Raw genomic sequence first — 18,549 nt, forward strand, 5'->3', positions numbered from 1 at the left:
CCCCTTGGTTTATTAGATTTGCGCTACAACCCCAAAATCCGAAACAATGGCAAACACGTATAAAAATATCATCTTCGACCTGGGAGGTGTGCTGTTACAAATTGATGCGCAACGAAGTATTCAGGCCTTTCGCGAACTGGGAATGCCCGAGATGATCCGTCCCGGAGGCTGGGGCTACAACCACCCCGTTTTCCTGGAAATGGAAGCCGGCAAGTTAAGTGATGAGCAATTTCGAACTGGCATTCAGGAATTGTTGCCTCAACCTGTTTCAAACGAAACCATCGACAACGCCTGGTGTGCCATGATTCTGGAGTATTTCCCCGAACGAATTGAGCTGGTTCGGAGACTCTCGGCCAACTACCGCGTTTTCCTGTTTTCGAATACCAACGCCATCCACATCCGCCATTTCCAAGGACTTTTCAAGCGGACTTTCCAACACGAATTATCCGAACTGTTTGAGAAGGATTATTACTCAAGCGAAATTGGTTTGCGCAAGCCTGATCCGGCTTCTTTTGATTTTGTACTGAACGATGCCGGACTGAAAGCGGAAGAAACACTGTTTGTCGATGACTCGGATGCCAATATTGAAAGCGCAAAAAAAACGGGCATGAACACCATTTGGCTCACACCCGAATCTGATTTATTATCTTTTTTCTAACGATTAGTTCTGTTCTTCCGGCTCGCTCCAATCGCCGTTGTCACGAATCAGGTTTTCCAATTCATAAACGGCATTCTCGTACGGAATGTGGCGCTTCTTCAACGACTGTCCTTTGTAGAGGTTAACTTTTCCGTTTCCGGCACCAACAAATCCGTAATCAACGTCTCCCATCTCGCCGGGACCGTTGACCACACATCCCATTACGCCAATTTTCAGGTGGTTCAGGTGTTTAAAGTGTGCTTTTACCTTTCGGGTTGTTTCGTGCAGATCAAACAACGTGCGACCACAGCCCGGACAGCTGATAAACTCGGTCTTCGAAACACGCATGCGGCTCGCTTGCAGAATCGAGAAACTCAGATCTTTCAAGTCTGTGAAAGTAATGTTATCTCCTTCGTTGGTAATGCAAATACCATCTCCGTAACCATCCAACAGCAGACCTCCCAAATCGATTGATGCTTTAATCTGAAGGTCTTCCAGGCTGCTTTCCTTGTACGAACGCAAAATGATCACCGGCACTTTCCAGATGTGCGATTCCAGCGTCATGAAGAAAGCACGAAGCTCTGCATACGGGTTTTTGTTGAAACTCTCGAGAATGAGAACCGTTTTGCGCGTTTGCTTCAGCTTCATGATGATTTCCGGATTTTCGGACATAAAGCGGTCAAACTCCATCTTGTTGGTTCGGATGAATTTCATCTGTCCCCAGTGGCTTCCGCCAAACAGGTATTCCTCCAAATCCAGAATCGGGTAAGCGTTGCCTTCCAGATCCAGAATCTGGTCCCGGTCGAAGAAATATTCAGGAATCTGCTTGCCTCTCAGCGGCAGAATTTCCGACAAGCTACGGTCACGCAAATCTGCAATTACAACAGGAAGCTGCTTGCCTCCCATGTTCATCACAGGCCGAGTTGAGCGCTTTTCATACTCAAACGGATTGATTTGAGCAAAAAGCGGAGCTGTTATAGGTTGGTGATTTTGATACGTTTTAATGTGGTTGACCATCTTCTTTGCCACCGGAATCTCCCGTTCAGGAGCCTCGGTTAACGACACACGAATGGTATCGCCAATACCGTCGACCAACAGTGCACCAATACCAACAGCCGATTTGATACGGCCATCTTCGCCTTCGCCGGCCTCGGTGACTCCCAGGTGCAACGGATACTCCATGTCTTCCAGTCGCATCCGCTTGTTGAGCAACCGAACGGTGTACACCATCATGCGGGTATTGCTGGATTTGATCGAGATCACGACGTTGTTGAAATCAACTTTCTTACAAATCCGCAGGTACTCCATCACCGACTCAGAGATGCCCGCAGGCGTATCGCCGTAACGACTCATGATGCGGTCAGAAAGCGATCCCTGGTTTGCACCAATTCGCAGCGCTGTATTGGTCTCTTTAAGAACTTCCAAAAATGGAACAAACTGTTCCTCGATCTTTTGCAGTTCTTCCTTATACTCTTCGTCTGAATAAATATGCTGCTCGAAACGAGCGCGTTTATCGTAGAAGTTTCCCGGATTGATCCGAATCTTCGAAATATACTTGGCAGCAATCTCTGCCAATTTCGGGTTGAAATGAACGTCGGCAATCAGTGAGTTTTCGTAGCCGCGAGCAACGAGCTCCCGCTTGATATTTTTCAAATTTTCCGCATCGGTCATACCCTTTACTGTCACCCGAACATAGTCGGCACCAGCTTTGATAATACGAATAATTTGCTCTACTGTCGCGTCGGTATCTTTTGAATCGGTATCAGTCATCGACTGAATTCTGATCGGATAATCTCCCCCCACTGGTATCTTACCAACCTGTACCACAGAGGTTTGCTGGCGTTGATACTTTGTCAAATCTTTGATGTAATTAAAATTCCGATCTTCCATAGTCAGTCAAGCATTTTTGAGAGCCACAAAGTTAAATTAAAGTTAATAAATACAAAATGTCCAGACCTAATTTATAAGAAATTAGACCATTTTCCGGCTACTACCCGACACTTTAACTGATTTTTCGTTGGCTTTCAATAAAAAAGGATATTTGTTAGTGTGTTTTCGCGCAAAGGAAGCGGAATTGCGGGAAAAAGAGATTACCTGAAAATTAAATTTGAGACATCAATATTTAACCAAATCGTCCCGATTTCTTTATTTTTGGAATCAAACTTACATCCATGAGTATCCGGATCGACAATATTTCGAAATATTACGGGAAGCAAAAAGCTGTTGATAATCTCAGTATCGAACTAAACAGCGGAGAACTGGTTGGTTTTCTCGGTCCGAACGGTGCCGGCAAATCAACCCTGATGAAAATTATTACCGGCTACCTGGCTGCCGACGAGGGAAAAGTTGAGATCAACGGCGAAGAAGTTTCGCCCGACAATCACCGTATCCGGCAACAAGTAGGCTACCTCCCGGAACACAATCCGCTTTACACCGATCTGTACATCAAAGAATACCTGCAACTGACAGCTGGTATGTATCGGCTGGACAACAAGAAAAAGCAGGCTGAACGTGTTATTGAGATGACAGGGCTCGGTCCCGAGCAACACAAAAAAATCGGCGCGCTCTCCAAAGGATACCGCCAACGGGTTGGTCTTGCACAAGCTTTGATTCACGATCCGAAAATCCTGATTTTGGATGAGCCAACAACAGGTCTCGACCCGAACCAGCTGGAAGACATTCGTGCCCTGATCCGCGAAATCAGCCGCGAGAAAACCGTGCTTTTTTCGACACATATCATGCAGGAGGTGGAAGCGATTTGTAACCGTGTTCTCATTATCAACAAGGGAAAGTTGATTGCGGACAACCCGGTAGAAAACCTAAAAAGCGGCAAGCTGTTTTCGACTCAACAAGTGTTGATTGAATTTGCTGAAACGATCAGCCCGGAGATGCTGCCATCGCGCCTGAAACTTGTTAAAATTGTCACAATCTCACCAAACAGCTTATTGGTACATGCACCGGGCGATGAAGATATTCGACCGGAATTATTTCGTTTTGCCGTAGACGAGGGACTGACTATTTTGACACTTCAGGAACAACAAACCAGCCTCGAAAATATCTTCCACAAGCTAACAAAAAACTAAGCTCTGCTAATTCCCTATTGATGGTTTTACTTGCACTCAAGCACTCCATCGCTGCAGGAAGACCTACGCAGACACAGATCTATTGAATTTGTTTGATATACCCGAGCAGTTCGTCGGCGGTAATCAATTTTTGAGCTTCGGCAACCAGTTTGCCTTTTGCATCGAAAAAGAATGTCCGGGGAATTGTCCGGATTCCGTAAAAAAGCAGGTTGCTATCACTTTTGTAAAAATCGAATCCGTATTCTTTGCTTCTCACAAACTCATTGATTTCACCTAAATCTTCGTCCGATATCGCAACAAACAGGACATCGTCCCCCAAGCTTTTTCTAACGCGATCAAATTCGGGTAACTCTTTCCGACAGGACGGGCACCAGGTTGCCCAGAAAACCAAAACGACGGGCTTTCCAACAAACAGTTTCGGATCAACCTTTTCACCTGTCAGATCAACCAGATTAAGCCGACTCAGACTCATGGAATCGAAATAATGACGCTTCAGGTAGAATGCTCCGGCAACCCCGGCGATCAAAGCCCCTACGAAAATTATGAGCAACATCCGTCTATTCATTTTCATTTGTGTTCGAATTGTTGACGAAAGATAAACATCCGAACCAGTACAAAGATTACCGGTCTCCGTTTTATCACAAAATTTAATCAATTCACGCGCTGCATTGTTATAAACAGCCTAAGGAGAAAACAGAATGGAAAGCAGAAAACAAATCGCCTTTTCGGTGTTGGATTTAGCACCGGTAGCCGAAGGCTCAACCCCAGCCGATGCCCTAAGAAACAGTCTCGAACTAGCCCAACAAACCGAGAAATTTGGTTACACCCGCTACTGGGTTGCCGAACATCATAACATTATCAGTGTTGCCAGTGCAGCCACTTCAATCATTATTGGATACATCGCTCAAGGCACAAAATCAATCCGGGTAGGATCCGGCGGTATCATGCTGCCCAACCACTCGCCTTTAATCGTCTCTGAGCAGTTTGGAACTTTGGCAGCCCTCTACCCCGGACGAATTGACCTGGGACTGGGCCGAGCACCGGGAACCGACCAGGTGACCGCCGCCGAACTGCGCTATGATCGCATGCGCGCTGCGCAGGATTTTCCGAACGAAGTGCGCAAGATTCAACAATACTTTTCGCCGGAAAACAGCAAAGCGGCCGTTCGCTCTGTTTTATCCGAAGGTGCCGACGTACCGGTTTGGATTCTCGGTTCGAGCACCGACAGTGCCTACCTCGCCGCTGAGTTAGGATTGCCTTACGCCTTTGCCAGCCACTTTGCACCGCAGCAACTGATCCCGGCCATCAACATTTACCGACAAAACTTTAAGCCATCCGCTCAACTGGAAGAGCCGTATGTGATTGTGGGTAGCCAGGTCGTCGCTGCTGAGACCGATGACGAAGCCGAATACCTGGCCAGCACCATGCGACGAAGTTTCCTGGGTATTGTTACCGGTCGCCGCGAGTTGATGCAGCCACCAACCCATGACCTGGGTTACGAAAACTGGGGAATCATCAAGGATCGGATTGACCTGATGCTAGCCTGCTCGCTCATTGGTGGAAGAAAACGGATCAAACGGGAATTACAGCAAATACTTGGACACACCAGCGCCAACGAAATCATTGTTTCATCGCACATCTACGACCAACAAAAACGAGTGGACTCGTACCGGATTTTTTCGGAGCTGGTGCAAAACCTGTAAACAATTGGGGGCCTATCTCCCTATTCATCGGATGACTCAAAGTTGCCTGGTGAACAGCGTTGACACTTGCTTCACCAAAGCAGAACACAGGTCACAAACCTGCGCCATCGGGGCGAAGCCGATACTAAAATTTATCGGCATTTACATTTGATAATTCCGGTTTCTACCCTGATATACTGCAAGCAGACCGACCGGTTTGAAAGAACTATGGGAGTTACGAAAAAGCGAAACAATTCGATCTCTCGCTCGTCAGCGAATTGAATATGATTTCCAGTTGTTTGGCAAACAAAAAAAAGATATTACATTTGCCGCCGTATTTGTGGACAAATTTGAGATTGATTGCAACCACATAAAAAAATGCTAAAGCAGTCGCTTTACCTTTTGAGGCATTCCTTTCAATCCAATTCATCCACACACAACTTGTTGAATCAATTCATTTGTAACTGCTCAAACAGGCAGGCAAATTTTAATAGTTAAAGACAGATATGAGCTATCTATTTACAAGCGAATCGGTATCAGAAGGGCACCCGGATAAAGTGTCTGACCAAATTTCTGATGCCCTGCTGGATGAATTTCTGGCATTTGACCCGAACTCAAAAGTAGCCATTGAAACGTTGGTAACTACCGGACAGGTGGTGTTGGCCGGCGAAGTAAAATCGAAGACTTACGTGGATGTGCAGGAAACAGCCCGTAAAGTGATTAACGAAATTGGATACACGAAAGCCGCTTACCGTTTCGACGGTGACTCGTGCGGTGTGCTGACTGCTATTCACGAACAGAGTGATGATATTAACCGTGGCGTTGACAAAGTTGACAAAATGGACCAGGGTGCCGGCGACCAGGGAATGATGTTCGGTTATGCCTGCAAGGATACCGAAGATTATATGCCACTGCCGCTGGAACTTTCGCACCGCATTTTGAAGGAACTGGCTGTAATCCGCCGCGAAGAAAAAGTAATGACCTACCTGCGTCCCGATTCGAAATCGCAGGTAACCATTGAATACAACGACGACAACTCTCCGAAGCGTGTTGAAGCCATCGTGGTTTCGACTCAACACGACGAGTTTGATGCCGACGAACCGATGCTGGCGAAAATCAAAGAAGACGTTATCAATATTTTGATGCCTCGCGTAATTGCCCAATTGCCGGAGCGTGTTCAGGCTTTGTTTGGATCAGACATTAAATATCATGTCAACCCAACCGGTAAATTCGTCATTGGCGGGCCGCACGGAGATACAGGCTTAACCGGCCGTAAGATCATTGTAGATACTTACGGTGGCAAAGGTGCTCACGGTGGTGGTGCCTTCTCGGGTAAAGACCCGTCGAAAGTAGACCGCTCAGCCGCTTACGCATCGCGTCACATTGCCAAAAACCTGGTAGCAGCAGGTGTTGCCGACGAGATTTTGGTGCAGTTGGCATACGCTATCGGCGTCGCTCAGCCTGTAGGTGTCTATGTGAATACCTACGGAACTGCCAATGTAAAAATGGACGATGGCGCCATTGCCCGCGAAGTTGAAAAACTATTCGACTTACGTCCGGCAGCTATCGAAGAGCGCCTGAAACTGCGTAACCCGATTTACCGAGAAACAGCTGCTTACGGTCACATGGGTCGTACGCCGCAAACCGTTACCAAAGTATTCGAATCACCCTATTGGGGCAAACTTGAAAAAGAAGTAGAGTTGTTTACCTGGGAGAAACTCGACTACGTTATCGAAATCAAAAAAGTATTCGGCATTTAATCCGCTTACCGCAAACAAAAATACCGAGCCCGGCCTATCAGGTCGGGCTTTTCTATTTTAAAAACGGCCTTTTGCTGAACGCTTCTCCCATCCAAATCCGGCTAAAAACGGTTACGCAAATGTTACAGCTTGCAGATTTCTCTGCCAGTATCAGCAGCACAATTCCAAGAATATGTCGATAAACATTACATCGTGTAATATTTTTGCAACATACCACAACATTCTGATTGACTGAACGTAAACAGCGGTAAATTTCTAAAAAAACATTATCCAAAAACACAATTAATCGTTTTGTAATATTTCATTAATCCGGCTGTAACGAAATAGATCTTGATTTGCTTCCGAATTCTGTCACAGGAATTAACCTTTTCAATCTTAAGTATATATGAAACGCAAAGTAATCATCACATTTGCTATGCTCTGCATGGCTATTATCGGCATGTCTCAGACAACCGACGAATTTAAACCAACAGGTAAGATGTACGGATCAGTCTTCACGAACTTCTACACGACGATATCTGACGGAGAATCTGCCTCAGGTTTTAACCTCACCCGCCTTGAACTCGGTTACAAATACCAGTTCAGCCCGGTAATCTCAGCCAGGGTATGTTACGACATTGAAAATCCGAAAGACGGAGGTAGCCTCGACTTCACCGCTTTTGCCCGTAACGCCTACCTGGAATACAGCGACCACGGTTTTACAGTCGATTTTGGTGTTATCACCGCCAACGCATACAATATGCAGGAAAATTTCTGGGGCTACCGGTACGTTGCCAAATCATACCAGGATCTATACAAATACAGCTCGAGCCGCGACCTTGGAATTAAGGCAGCCTACAAATTCAGCGATGCTGTTAGTGCCGATGTTTTCATCGCAAATGGTGAAGGCTATAAAAGTATGCAGAAAGACAGCGCACTGCGTGTAGGATTCGGAGCAACCATCGATCCTGTTAAAAAGCTAACACTTCGTGCTTATTACGATTTCATCAGCAAAGATGAAACAATGACAACCCTGGCACTTTTTGCCGGTTATAAAGCAGAAAAATTCTCGCTTGGTTTCGAATATAACCAACGCAACAATACCTCATTCGTTGCTGGTGAAGACCAGGACGGTATTTCAACTTACATCAATTTAAAACCATCTAAAAAAGTATCTGTATTCGGTCGTTACGACAAAAGAATGTCGAAAGACGACTGGAACTTGTCAAGCGACGGAGACCTGTTTATTGCAGGTATGGAATACAGCCCTGTAAAAGGCGTGCGTTTGGCACCAACACTTACCGGATGGAGTCCTGCTGACGATAGCCAAGCCTTCACAACAGGAGTCTTATTGAATTGCGAAATTAAATTCTAATACAATCTATCATGAGAAAGTTATTAACCCTGGTTTTAGCAGTTGCTCTACTTAGCAGTTGTTCAAACTCTTCGAAAAAAACAACAGAAGGTAAAGCTGTAGACCTGACAGCTGCAGGTGCAACATTCCCGCTGCCATTCTACAACATGGTCTTCAAACAATACGGCGAAGAAACCGGATCGACCGTCACCTACGGTGGTATCGGCTCTGGCGGTGGTATCCGCAGCCTGAAAGACCAGGTTGTTGACTTCGGTGCAACCGACGGCTATCTGAACGATGAGCAATTGACTGAAATGCCGGGTGAAGTATTACACATCCCAACTTGTATGGGTGCTGTTGTTATCGCGTTTAACATTCCGGGAGTTGACTCTCTGAAATTGTCGAACGATTTGCTGGAAAAAATCTTCATGGGTGACATCACCAAATGGGACGACATTCAAATCACTTCAAACAACGAAGGCGTAACGCTTCCAGCGATGGACATCACTGTTGTACACCGTTCAGACGGTAGCGGTACAACTCAGATTTTCGCCGACTTCATGACTAAAATCAGCGAGAAATGGGCTAGCCAGGTTGGTGTTGGCAAATCATTGAACTGGCCTGTAGGAATGGGCGCTAAAGGAAACCCAGGCGTTGCCGGTACCATCAGCCAAACAGCAGGTTCAATCGGCTACATCGGTTCTGAATTTGCTTTTGCTCAGAAAATTTCAATGGCAAAAGTTCAAAACTCAGCCGGTAACTATGTTTTGCCAACAATCGAGACAATCAGCGCTGCTGCTCAAGGCGAAATCCCAGCTGACACCCGCATCATGTTGACCAACTCATCTGATCCGGCGTCATACCCAATCAGCGGTTTCACCTGGTTGATTTTCTACAAAGACCAAGCTTACAACAACCGTTCGGAAGACCAAGCCAAACAAACCGTTGACTTGCTGAAATGGATGGTAAGCGAAAAAGCACAAAACGAAGCTCCGAAAGTACACTACGCTCCGCTACCCGCTGCAGCAGTAGAAAAAGCAAAAGCGATTTTGAGCACCGTTACTTACAACGGAAACCCTTTATAAATTAAACCGGATAATTGAGCGACCGGAACACGCTCCTCAAATTCAATCCAGAATAAAAACTGAAAATTGAAGCTTGTTTATGAATAGTGATAAAATAACCCGACTGGTTTTATCCCTTGGCTCATTTATCCTAATAATTGTGGCTGCAGGAATGGTTTACTCATTGGTAATGGGATCCATTCCTGCATTCAAAACCTTCGGGTTTAAATTCATTTTCTCCAATAACTGGGATCCGACTTACGGAAAAGAAAACTACGGTGCACTGCCGTTTATCGCCGGAACATTGATTTCATCCATTCTGGCTCTTCTCATCAGTCTTCCCCTATCCTTTTCAGCCTCGCTTTTTTTAGGTGAATATTTCAAAGGAACCCGTGTTGCCCGCATTTTGAGCATGCTGGTCGACCTTTTGGCAGGTATCCCGTCAATCGTTTACGGACTTTGGGGCTTTTACGTCCTGCGCCCATTGATGATCGAACTCGGGATCGGTAGCCAGGGATTTGGCGTTTTTACCGCCAGCCTCATCCTCGCCATCATGATCATTCCGTATGCAACCTCGCTGAGTAACGAGATTATCGCGATGGTTCCCAACGACCTGAAAGAAGCTGCCTATTCACTGGGAGCAACCCGTCTCGAAGTGATCCAAACGGTGACCATCCCTAGCGCGCACTCCGGAATTATTGCCGGCTACATTCTATCGTTTGGGCGCGCATTGGGCGAAACCATGGCTGTAACCATGCTGATTGGTAACTCAAACAAAGTTCCGGATAGCCTTTTCGGAACCGGCAACTCTATGGCCAGTGTGATTGCCAACCAATTTGGTGAAGCCGACGGACTTAAATTAAGTTCCCTGATCGCCATCGGTCTGCTGCTCTTCCTGATCACAGCAATTGTGAACGGAATCGGAAAACTGATTATTAAACGGATGCAATAAAAGTCGAAAACGTGAACACAACAGAAAACATACGACTTCAGGACACATCGAAACGCCGCCAATTAAAGGACAAACTTGTTCTTGGCATGGTTGTTTTCTTCTCGCTGGTCACCGTCTCCCCGATTATTTTAATCATCGGCGAACTGGTGCGCAAAGGTTACCGCCAAATCAGCCTCGATTTCCTGATTAAAAATACACCGGACACCTATTCAGCCATGACCGCCATTGCCAACGGAGAACGCATTCCGGGCGGTATTGCCAACGGTATTGTTGGTACATTAATCATGGTTGTTTTAGCCGCTGCTATCGCCATTCCTGTCGGTATTATTATCGGCATCTATTTATATGAAAATCCAGGTAAACGACTGGCCAATTTTACCCGAAGCCTTTCGGATGTGATGCAGGGGGTTCCCTCCATCGTTTTGGGTTTGATCAGTTACCTGTGGGTTGTAAAACACGTTACAAACGGGTATTCCGCATTGGCCGGTAGCGTTTCGCTATCCATCATGATGCTGCCCATGATTGTACGTTCAACCGAAGAAACATTGAAGATGATTCCCAACAGCCTGAAAGAAGCTGCGCTGGCATTGGGAACGCCTTATCACAAAGTCATTTTAAGGGTCTTGATCCCAACCGGGTTCAGCGGACTTTTCACCGGAATTCTACTGGGTATTTCGCGCGTTTTGGGCGAAACGGCTCCATTGATGCTGACTGCACTGGGAAGTTCGATGATCAACCTTGACATTACCAAGCCAACCAGTGCCGTACCACTGTTGATCTGGGAATTTTACAACGACCCAAACATGATTGACCTGATCTGGAGCTCATCGCTGATGCTGATGATTCTGGTCTTAGTATTGAACATGATTTCGAAGCAAATTGCTAAGAAAACAAAATAAACAGAACTCAAGAGAAATGGTAACAGATACAATTGCTGAAATAAAAAATCCAGCACTGAGCATTCAGGATCTTAGCGTTTATTACGACAAGAACAAAGCTGTAAAAAATGTTTCAGTCGACATAAAAAAGAACACCGTAACGGCGATCATGGGACCTTCGGGTTGTGGAAAAAGTACTTTGCTGCGTGCCTTGAATCGCATGCACGAGCTTTACGACAACATCCGCACCGAAGGGAAAGTGTTGATCCACGACGAAAACATTTACGATGTGCCTGCCATTAAGCTGCGCCGTGAAATGGGAATGGTGTTCCAACGCCCCAACCCTTTTCCGACCATGAGCATTTTCGAAAATGTGATCGCGGGTTACAAGCTAAACGGCATTCGATTGAAGAAAAATGAGAAAGAGGAAATCGTGGAACGCTCCCTGCGCGACGTAGCCCTTTGGGACGAGGTGAAAGACACCCTGCACAAAAAAGGAACCTTCCTTTCGGGTGGTCAGCAGCAACGTTTGTGCATTGCCCGCGCACTGGCTTTTGGCCCTGAAATCATTTTAATGGATGAGCCAACTTCAGCCCTCGACCCGATTGCCACTTCGAAAATTGAAGACCTTTTGGTGAAGCTGAAGGAGAACTACACCATCATCCTGGTAACGCACAACATGACGCAGGCGGCCCGTATTTCAGATTACTCTTTATTTATGTATCTTGGAGAGTTGGTGGAATACGGCAAGACAAAAAATATGTTTACCAATCCGAAAGACCCGAGAACCGAGCAATACCTGACCGGTAAATTTGGTTAATCAACCCATACACTTAACTTAAAAATTTTCGACCATGACCATAAAAAAAGACGAGGCAATCCAAGGAATCTTCAACGATTTTGAAAAGCTGGCCAATGTAGTCCTCGAGCAGCTCGACAACATGGAGCACATTATTACCTCGGGCGAACTGAATATCTCGGATGAAATGCTGGCTCAACTCAACAAAAATGAGGAGTCCATCAATCAGCTCGAGGTTAAAATCAGCGACAAGATTGTCAACACCATCGTGTTGCAGAATCCGTTTGCATCCGAATTGAGAAAGTTAATGTCGTGCTACCGGATCCTGATTAACCTTGAACGCATTGGCGACCGGGTGATCAATGTTTCCAATTTCATCAAGAAAATTAAGACCCCTGAGCTTTACGACTCCTTCCACGAGATTTTCTCGAACACCGCTATCCTGAGTGTCGAGATGGTACGTAAATCGCTTTGGGCGTTCTCAAATAATGACATTGAATTTGCTATCTGGACCATTAAGAATGACGATGTGATGGACGAAGTGAATTCGAAGCTGTTGAAAAAACTGGTCAAAAAAACCAACAGTGCCGAAACAGACAAGCACTTGCTAACAAGCATGGTTACTTTAAAAGAAATGATGAGCAACCTCGAGCGTATTGGCGACTACGCAACCAACATTGCCGAAGCAACGATTTATGCTGTTGAAGGAAAAGATATCAGACACCATAACATAGAAGAATAATATGGATTTTATACCTAAAATATTAATTGTTGATGACGAGCAGGATCTGAGAGAAATCCTCCAATTCAACTTATCCAGTGAAGGGTTTCAAATTGACGTGGCTGCTTCTGCGGAGGAAGCTTTGACAAAGCCACTGGAAACCTATCACCTCATTCTCCTGGATGTGATGATGGGCGGCATGTCGGGTTATAAAATGGCCGACATCGTTCGCAAAGAGCACAAGCTGGATGTACCAATCATCTTCCTGACCGCAAAAACCTCGGAGAATGATTTGCTGACCGGCTTCAATGTGGGCGGCGACGATTACATTGTAAAACCATTCTCCATCAAGGAAGTTATCGTGCGCATCCGTGCCATCCTGAAACGCGGCCGGGCAACCGAACAGCCGTCAACAACTCTTGAACACGAGGAGATGAAGGTGGACGTAGACCGCAAAATGGTTTCGATCGATGCTGAAGCGGTGGCTCTGACCCGGAAAGAATTTGAAATTTTGGCGCTGCTGCTCCGCAACAAAGGTAAATTCATCAGCCGCCAGGAAATACTCGACCGCATTTGGAGCAACGACGTGATCGTGACCGAACGGAACGTCGATGTGAACATCGCTCGCTTGAGAAAAAAGATTGGTGACTACGGTAGCCAAATCATCGGTCGCTCCGGATATGGTTATTGCTTTGAGAAATAATTCATTGCTTATTCACTTTAAAACAGTTTAGCCGTGCTAAAACAACGAACATATCAACAACGCATTTTCATTTACTTTTTTAGTGCATTCACGGTTTTCACCTTGTCTATCCTGGCATTTCAATACAGCCGCGAAAAGGAATACCGCCGCAGCGAACTGGAAAGCACGCTAGACAACGTTGCCAACATGACCAACGCGTACATCAAGCACCACAAGCTGAACGAGACGGGTGATTTCGGTGAGTTGGATTCGATCGTTTACCTGGTACCAGACCCTGAAATGCGTGTTACAGTCATCGACATGAAGGGCGTCGTGTTGTTCGATAGTTTTGTTGAAGAATACACGGCCATGGAAAACCACCTTCAGCGCCCCGAAGTACAAAAGGCACTTTACAACGAACGCGGCGCCAATATCCGGCACTCAGCCACCACTGGTCAGGATTTCTATTATTACGCCCGTAACTACGACACCTACTTTATTCGTTGCGCGGCTCTTTACAACATCAAAATTCAGCATTTCCTGAAAGCATCGCGGGTATTCATTTTCTTCATGATCGCCCTGTTCCTGCTCATGTGGCTTATGCTGTATCTGGTAACCAAACGCCTTGGCGAATTCATTACCAAGCTGCGCGATTTTGCTGTGCGTGCCGGCAAAGAAGAAGACATTGATCCGAATTTCAAATTCCCGGATTCAGAGTTTGGCGATATTCAGCTTCAGATTGTTCGTATCTACAACCGCCTGAAGCGTGCCAAAGACGATTTGAGTGCTGAAAAAGAAAGGCTGTTCAACCACCTTTACGCATTGAACGAAGGGATTGCCTTTTTTACAACCAACAAAGAAAAAATACTGGCCAACAACCACTTTATTCAATTCATCAACATGATTTCGGAACATTCAACCATCTCGGCGGAATCGCTGTTTGAAATTCCGGAATTTGCTGAGTTGATTGAAAAAATTGAGGCATACCTGAAACCGGGAACGGTTATCAACCCCAAAAACCCGCCACATGTACAGATTACCGTGGAAAAAAATGAAATGTTCTTCCGGGTCCAGGGGATTGTGTTTGCCGACCGCAGTTTCGAAGTACTGATCGAAGATATCACACGGCCGGAAAAACGCCGCCTGCTGAAACAACAGCTGACCTCGAACATCGCCCACGAGCTAAAAACACCGTTGGCGTCGATTAAAGGTTACCTGGAAACAATTCTTTCCAACAAGAATGTACCGGAGGACAAAATGCATTATTTCATCGAGCGTGCCTTCCTGCAAAGTGAACGCCTCAACGAATTGCTGAACGATATTTCGTTGCTAAATAATATCGAAGATGCCGGCGACCTGTTCGAGTTTAAACAAGTGAAACTTCGCCCGCTGATCAACGATGTTATCGAAAACCTCGAGTCGCGCATCAACAAAAAAGAAATCAAACTGGATCTAGACATCAATGAAAAAGTCACCGTCTACGGAAATGATAGTTTGCTGTCGTCGATTTTCCAAAACTTCATCGAAAACAGTATCAACTATGCCGGACCGAAAGTAACGATCCGAATCCGCCAATACCTGGAAGATGAGAAGTTCTACTACTTCAGCTATTCGGATAGTGGAAAGGGCGTCCCGGAAGCGCATTTAACCCGTATTTTCGAGCGTTTCTACCGCGTTGACGAAGGTCGCACCCGCGATACCGGTGGAACCGGCCTGGGACTGGCTATCGTGAAGAATGCCGTTGGCCTGCATAAAGGTGAAATATCAGTTCGAAATCGCCCCGAAGGAGGCCTCGAATTCCTGTTCTCCCTTTCAAAAAGCTAGCTTAACTTGTTAAATAATTCTCAAAGGTCCCGGTGATTTGTTTCATCGGGACCTTTTTTGCTTAATACTATTGTAATCCTTTATTAATATCATTGGCTTTCAAATACTTACAAATCAAGATGTAATTTAAGAGTAAATAATTTGTAATCATACTGCAACATAAAGGCTCGTATTTAGCGGCGGAAAAAGGTCACAACAAGCTTGAGATTAAAGAAATGCAATCGGAATTTGACCTTCATTCTAAGAGCGGCCAATAAAAACCAATCGATATAAAGGCGTCTGACAAAGCGCCGGGCAAAGTGACATAAAATTCAACGCAAGTTGATTTTAGATATGTACAAATTATTTACAAATTTTATGGGAATTAGAAGATTAGCATTACTATGTCTTTTTGTGAGTTTTTCGATTATTTCGTTTGCTCAAAAAGGGACACTTAAAGGGCTGGTAACAGACCTGAAAACTAAAGAACCTTTGGTGGGGGCCACCATCATGCTCGAAGGCACAACCAAAGGTATTATTACGGACTTTGACGGGAATTACGAATTACCAAACATCGATCCCGGAACCTACACCGTTCGTTGCTCATTCATTTCTTACGAGACAAAACTCACCGAAAACATCGTCATTAAAGCAGGTCAACCGACTGAGCTGAATGTTCAGTTAGGTGAATCTACAGTGGAAATCGGCGACGTAAAAGTGGTTGCTAAAGCGAACCGCGAGTCGGAAAGCATGCTGCTTGTGGAGCAAAAAAATGCTGTTGTGGCAACGCAAGCCATCGGTGCGCAGGAGATCTCGAGAAAAGGTGCCAGCGATGCGGAAGCTGCGGTTACAAAAGTGTCGGGGATATCGAAACAGGAAGGCGTGAAAAACGTTTTCGTACGTGGCTTGGGCGACCGTTTTAACTCCACCAGTTTGAATGGTTTTCCGGTACCTTCCGAAGACCCCGAGTACAAAAACATTTCGTTGGACTTCTTCGGCTCTGACATCATCAAGGCAGTCAATGTAAGCAAGGTTTTTGATGCCAGCATGACCGGCGACGTTGGTGGTGCCGAAATCAATATCAACTCGAAAGAGCTGGTTGGCAGTTCTGAATTCAATGTTGGCGTATCAGCTTCGGCCAACACCAATACCTACAATGCAGACTTCCTGCTGCCTGACGGTGTGAGCAGCTTTGGTTTTGCTCAAAACACCGAAAGCCCGACCAGCGGCGACACCTATTCGTTCGCAAACTCATTGGATCCGTCGTCGCAAGACCTTCAAATTGGTAAAGGTTTGAGTTTCTCGGGCGGAAAGCGTTTCTCGGTAGGAGCGAACAAAAACCCGCTCAACTTCTACCTTATCGGTAATTACTCAACCGACTTCAGCTATACCGACGGGGTTACCCGCCAAACAACAACAACCGGTACAATCTACCGCGACCAAACAACAACAGAGTACGAAAAGAATTCGCTTCACTTTGCGACAGCCAACGTGAACTATTCATTCAACAAATACGATCTGACTTATAATTTTCTGGCGATCCACTCGGCTAACCAAAGTCTCCGTGACGATCTAGGTCTCAACACGAACTCCTTCACTGATGACGAAGCCGGCAATACCGGTTTGGTCAGACGCCAGCAAATTAACGACAACACCCTGTTGGTTAACCAACTTCAGTTGAAAAAAGAAATCAACTCAAGAATTGCAGCTAGCGCCGGCGTAGCTTATAATTACACCAACGGTAAAGAACCCGACCGACGTGTCAACTACTTGGCGTCGAATGGAGAAAACATTATTCAGCCACTAAAAGGAAGTGGCAACCAACACCGTTTTTTTGGCGATCTAAAAGAAAATGACATCAACGCACTAGCGAATGTCACTTACAAACTGACAGATGATTCGGAAAAAATCTCTTCAGTAGAGATCGGCTACCGCGGTCGTTTCCTAAATGACGAATACAACGCCAGTGCCTGGGATAACCAATGGCAAACGTCAAATCCGCCTCAGTTAGACCTGAATGATTTCTCCCTGGATGCAATATTCAACCAAGAGGGTTTTGCTGCGGGTAAATTCGCCAACAACAACTACAAAGTATTGACCTACTCTGTTGACAAGACTATTCATAGCGGATATGTATTGCTGAATTACCAACTTACTGAAAAGCTGATCGCCAATTTAGGTGTGAAAGTAGATAAAGTAGACATCACAGTGGACTATGATTTGGACCTGAACGACCAGAGTCCTGCCAAATCTTCACCTCCAATCGATGAATTGTATTTGCTTCCTAGTTTAAACCTGAAATATAACCTCAACGACAAAAATGCCCTTAGATTAGGCGCCAGCAAAACTTACACTTTGCCGCAGTCGAAGGAAATCTCGCCAATGTTATACGAAGGTCCCCAATGGGCTTCTCAAGGTAACGAAGATTTGGTACCATCAACTAACTACAACGTGGATCTGAAATGGGATTACTACATGACGCCAGGTGAACTCATCTCCATCACTGTATTTGGCAAGTTAATTCAGGATCCAATTTCCAAAGTTGAGATCGCATCGGCTAACGGCTACCAATCGTACGGGAACATCGCCGAAGAAGCTAAACTCGGCGGCGTGGAAGTTGAAATCAGAAAAGACATTTTCGCCACTGGCGAAGAAACCCGGAAGAAACTAAGTACCGGTATCAACTTCTCGTACATCAAAACCGGTGTAACGCTGAGTAACGCGAGCGGTTCGCTTCCGCTTGATTTTACCAACACCAAATCGGAACTGGAAGGCGCATCACCAATACTGGCTAACGGCGACCTTTCATATCAATACAAAAGCAACAATTTCGAATTCAACAGCACGGTGGTCGCAAACTACTTCAGCGACCGCATATATGCTATTGGAGTGGGAGGATATAACGACATTGAAGAAAACGGCCTGGTGACGCTGGACTTCATTTCGTCAGTCAAAATAAAAAATCATTGGGGAGTTAGCTTCAAAGCAAAAAACCTTCTCGACCCCGACTTCGAACTAACACGCAAACCGGCCAGCGAAGGAGCTGAACCAACCGTGTTGCGCAGCTACAAAAAAGGAATCAACCTAAGCTTGGGTTTATCCTATGAATTTTAAAATAAGTCTCGAAAATACCTTATGAAAATTAAATTTTACAA

At 45.6% G+C, this 18,549-nt stretch carries 15 protein-coding genes; 13 read left to right on the forward strand and 2 right to left on the reverse strand.

Annotation, left to right across the window (positions count from 1 at the left end):
- Positions 1-46 precede the first annotated feature (46 nt).
- Complete coding sequence (locus tag BC643_RS12460; protein WP_120273401.1) at positions 47-658, forward strand: HAD family hydrolase; 612 nt, start codon at positions 47-49, stop codon at positions 656-658.
- Between the two features lie 3 nt (positions 659-661).
- Here BC643_RS12460 and ispG read toward each other — a convergent pair whose 3' ends face one another.
- On the reverse strand, positions 662-2,527 hold the full coding sequence (ispG, locus tag BC643_RS12465) for a (E)-4-hydroxy-3-methylbut-2-enyl-diphosphate synthase (protein ID WP_120273402.1): 1,866 nt from the start codon (positions 2,525-2,527) through the stop codon (positions 662-664).
- 281 nt (positions 2,528-2,808) lie between these two features.
- Between ispG and gldA the strand changes: the two genes are divergently transcribed.
- Positions 2,809-3,720, forward strand: a complete 912-nt coding sequence (gene gldA / locus BC643_RS12470; protein WP_120273403.1) for a gliding motility-associated ABC transporter ATP-binding subunit GldA — start codon at positions 2,809-2,811, stop codon at positions 3,718-3,720.
- A gap of 79 nt (positions 3,721-3,799) precedes the next feature.
- On the opposite strand, the gene BC643_RS12475 is transcribed toward gldA, so the two are convergent.
- Complete coding sequence (locus BC643_RS12475) at positions 3,800-4,291, reverse strand: TlpA family protein disulfide reductase (protein ID WP_147377217.1); 492 nt, start codon at positions 4,289-4,291, stop codon at positions 3,800-3,802.
- Between the two features lie 127 nt (positions 4,292-4,418).
- Here BC643_RS12475 and BC643_RS12480 point away from each other — a divergent pair, with 127 nt between their 5' ends.
- From BC643_RS12480 to BC643_RS12535, 11 genes are all read left to right on the forward strand, one after another.
- The gene (locus BC643_RS12480) at positions 4,419-5,423 is read left to right on the forward strand and encodes an LLM class flavin-dependent oxidoreductase (protein ID WP_120273405.1); all 1,005 of its coding nucleotides are present in this window, start codon (positions 4,419-4,421) and stop codon (positions 5,421-5,423) included.
- Positions 5,424-5,908: 485 nt separating this feature from the next.
- Positions 5,909-7,162: a methionine adenosyltransferase gene (metK, locus tag BC643_RS12490; protein WP_120273407.1), complete on the forward strand. Its 1,254-nt coding sequence runs from the start codon at positions 5,909-5,911 to the stop codon at positions 7,160-7,162.
- Positions 7,163-7,547: 385 nt separating this feature from the next.
- Positions 7,548-8,516, forward strand: coding sequence for a hypothetical protein (locus BC643_RS12495; RefSeq protein WP_120273408.1), 969 nt, complete (start codon positions 7,548-7,550; stop codon positions 8,514-8,516).
- An 11-nt stretch (positions 8,517-8,527) separates the two neighbouring features.
- Entirely contained in the window at positions 8,528-9,580 is a 1,053-nt protein-coding gene (gene pstS, locus BC643_RS12500; RefSeq protein WP_120273409.1) for a phosphate ABC transporter substrate-binding protein PstS, read from the forward strand.
- Between the two features lie 79 nt (positions 9,581-9,659).
- On the forward strand, positions 9,660-10,511 hold the full coding sequence (pstC, locus tag BC643_RS12505) for a phosphate ABC transporter permease subunit PstC (RefSeq protein ID WP_120273410.1): 852 nt from the start codon (positions 9,660-9,662) through the stop codon (positions 10,509-10,511).
- 11 nt (positions 10,512-10,522) lie between these two features.
- A complete protein-coding gene (gene pstA / locus BC643_RS12510; protein ID WP_211338046.1) occupies positions 10,523-11,410 on the forward strand; it encodes a phosphate ABC transporter permease PstA in 888 nt (295 codons plus the stop codon).
- A gap of 16 nt (positions 11,411-11,426) precedes the next feature.
- Positions 11,427-12,209, forward strand: coding sequence for a phosphate ABC transporter ATP-binding protein PstB (gene pstB / locus BC643_RS12515; protein WP_211338047.1), 783 nt, complete (start codon positions 11,427-11,429; stop codon positions 12,207-12,209).
- Positions 12,210-12,243: 34 nt separating this feature from the next.
- On the forward strand, positions 12,244-12,930 hold the full coding sequence (locus BC643_RS12520; RefSeq protein ID WP_120273412.1) for a phosphate signaling complex PhoU family protein: 687 nt from the start codon (positions 12,244-12,246) through the stop codon (positions 12,928-12,930).
- 1 nt (position 12,931) lies between these two features.
- A complete protein-coding gene (locus BC643_RS12525; RefSeq protein WP_120273413.1) occupies positions 12,932-13,612 on the forward strand; it encodes a response regulator transcription factor in 681 nt (226 codons plus the stop codon).
- A 33-nt stretch (positions 13,613-13,645) separates the two neighbouring features.
- Complete coding sequence (locus tag BC643_RS12530) at positions 13,646-15,415, forward strand: sensor histidine kinase (protein ID WP_120273414.1); 1,770 nt, start codon at positions 13,646-13,648, stop codon at positions 15,413-15,415.
- A gap of 357 nt (positions 15,416-15,772) precedes the next feature.
- Positions 15,773-18,508 (forward strand): TonB-dependent receptor, encoded by a 2,736-nt coding sequence (locus tag BC643_RS12535; protein ID WP_120274263.1) that lies wholly within the window; start codon positions 15,773-15,775, stop codon positions 18,506-18,508.
- The last annotated feature ends 41 nt before the right edge of the window (positions 18,509-18,549 follow it).

Source organism: Mangrovibacterium diazotrophicum (assembly GCF_003610535.1).
In the GTDB taxonomy this organism is placed as follows: domain Bacteria; phylum Bacteroidota; class Bacteroidia; order Bacteroidales; family Prolixibacteraceae; genus Mangrovibacterium; species Mangrovibacterium diazotrophicum.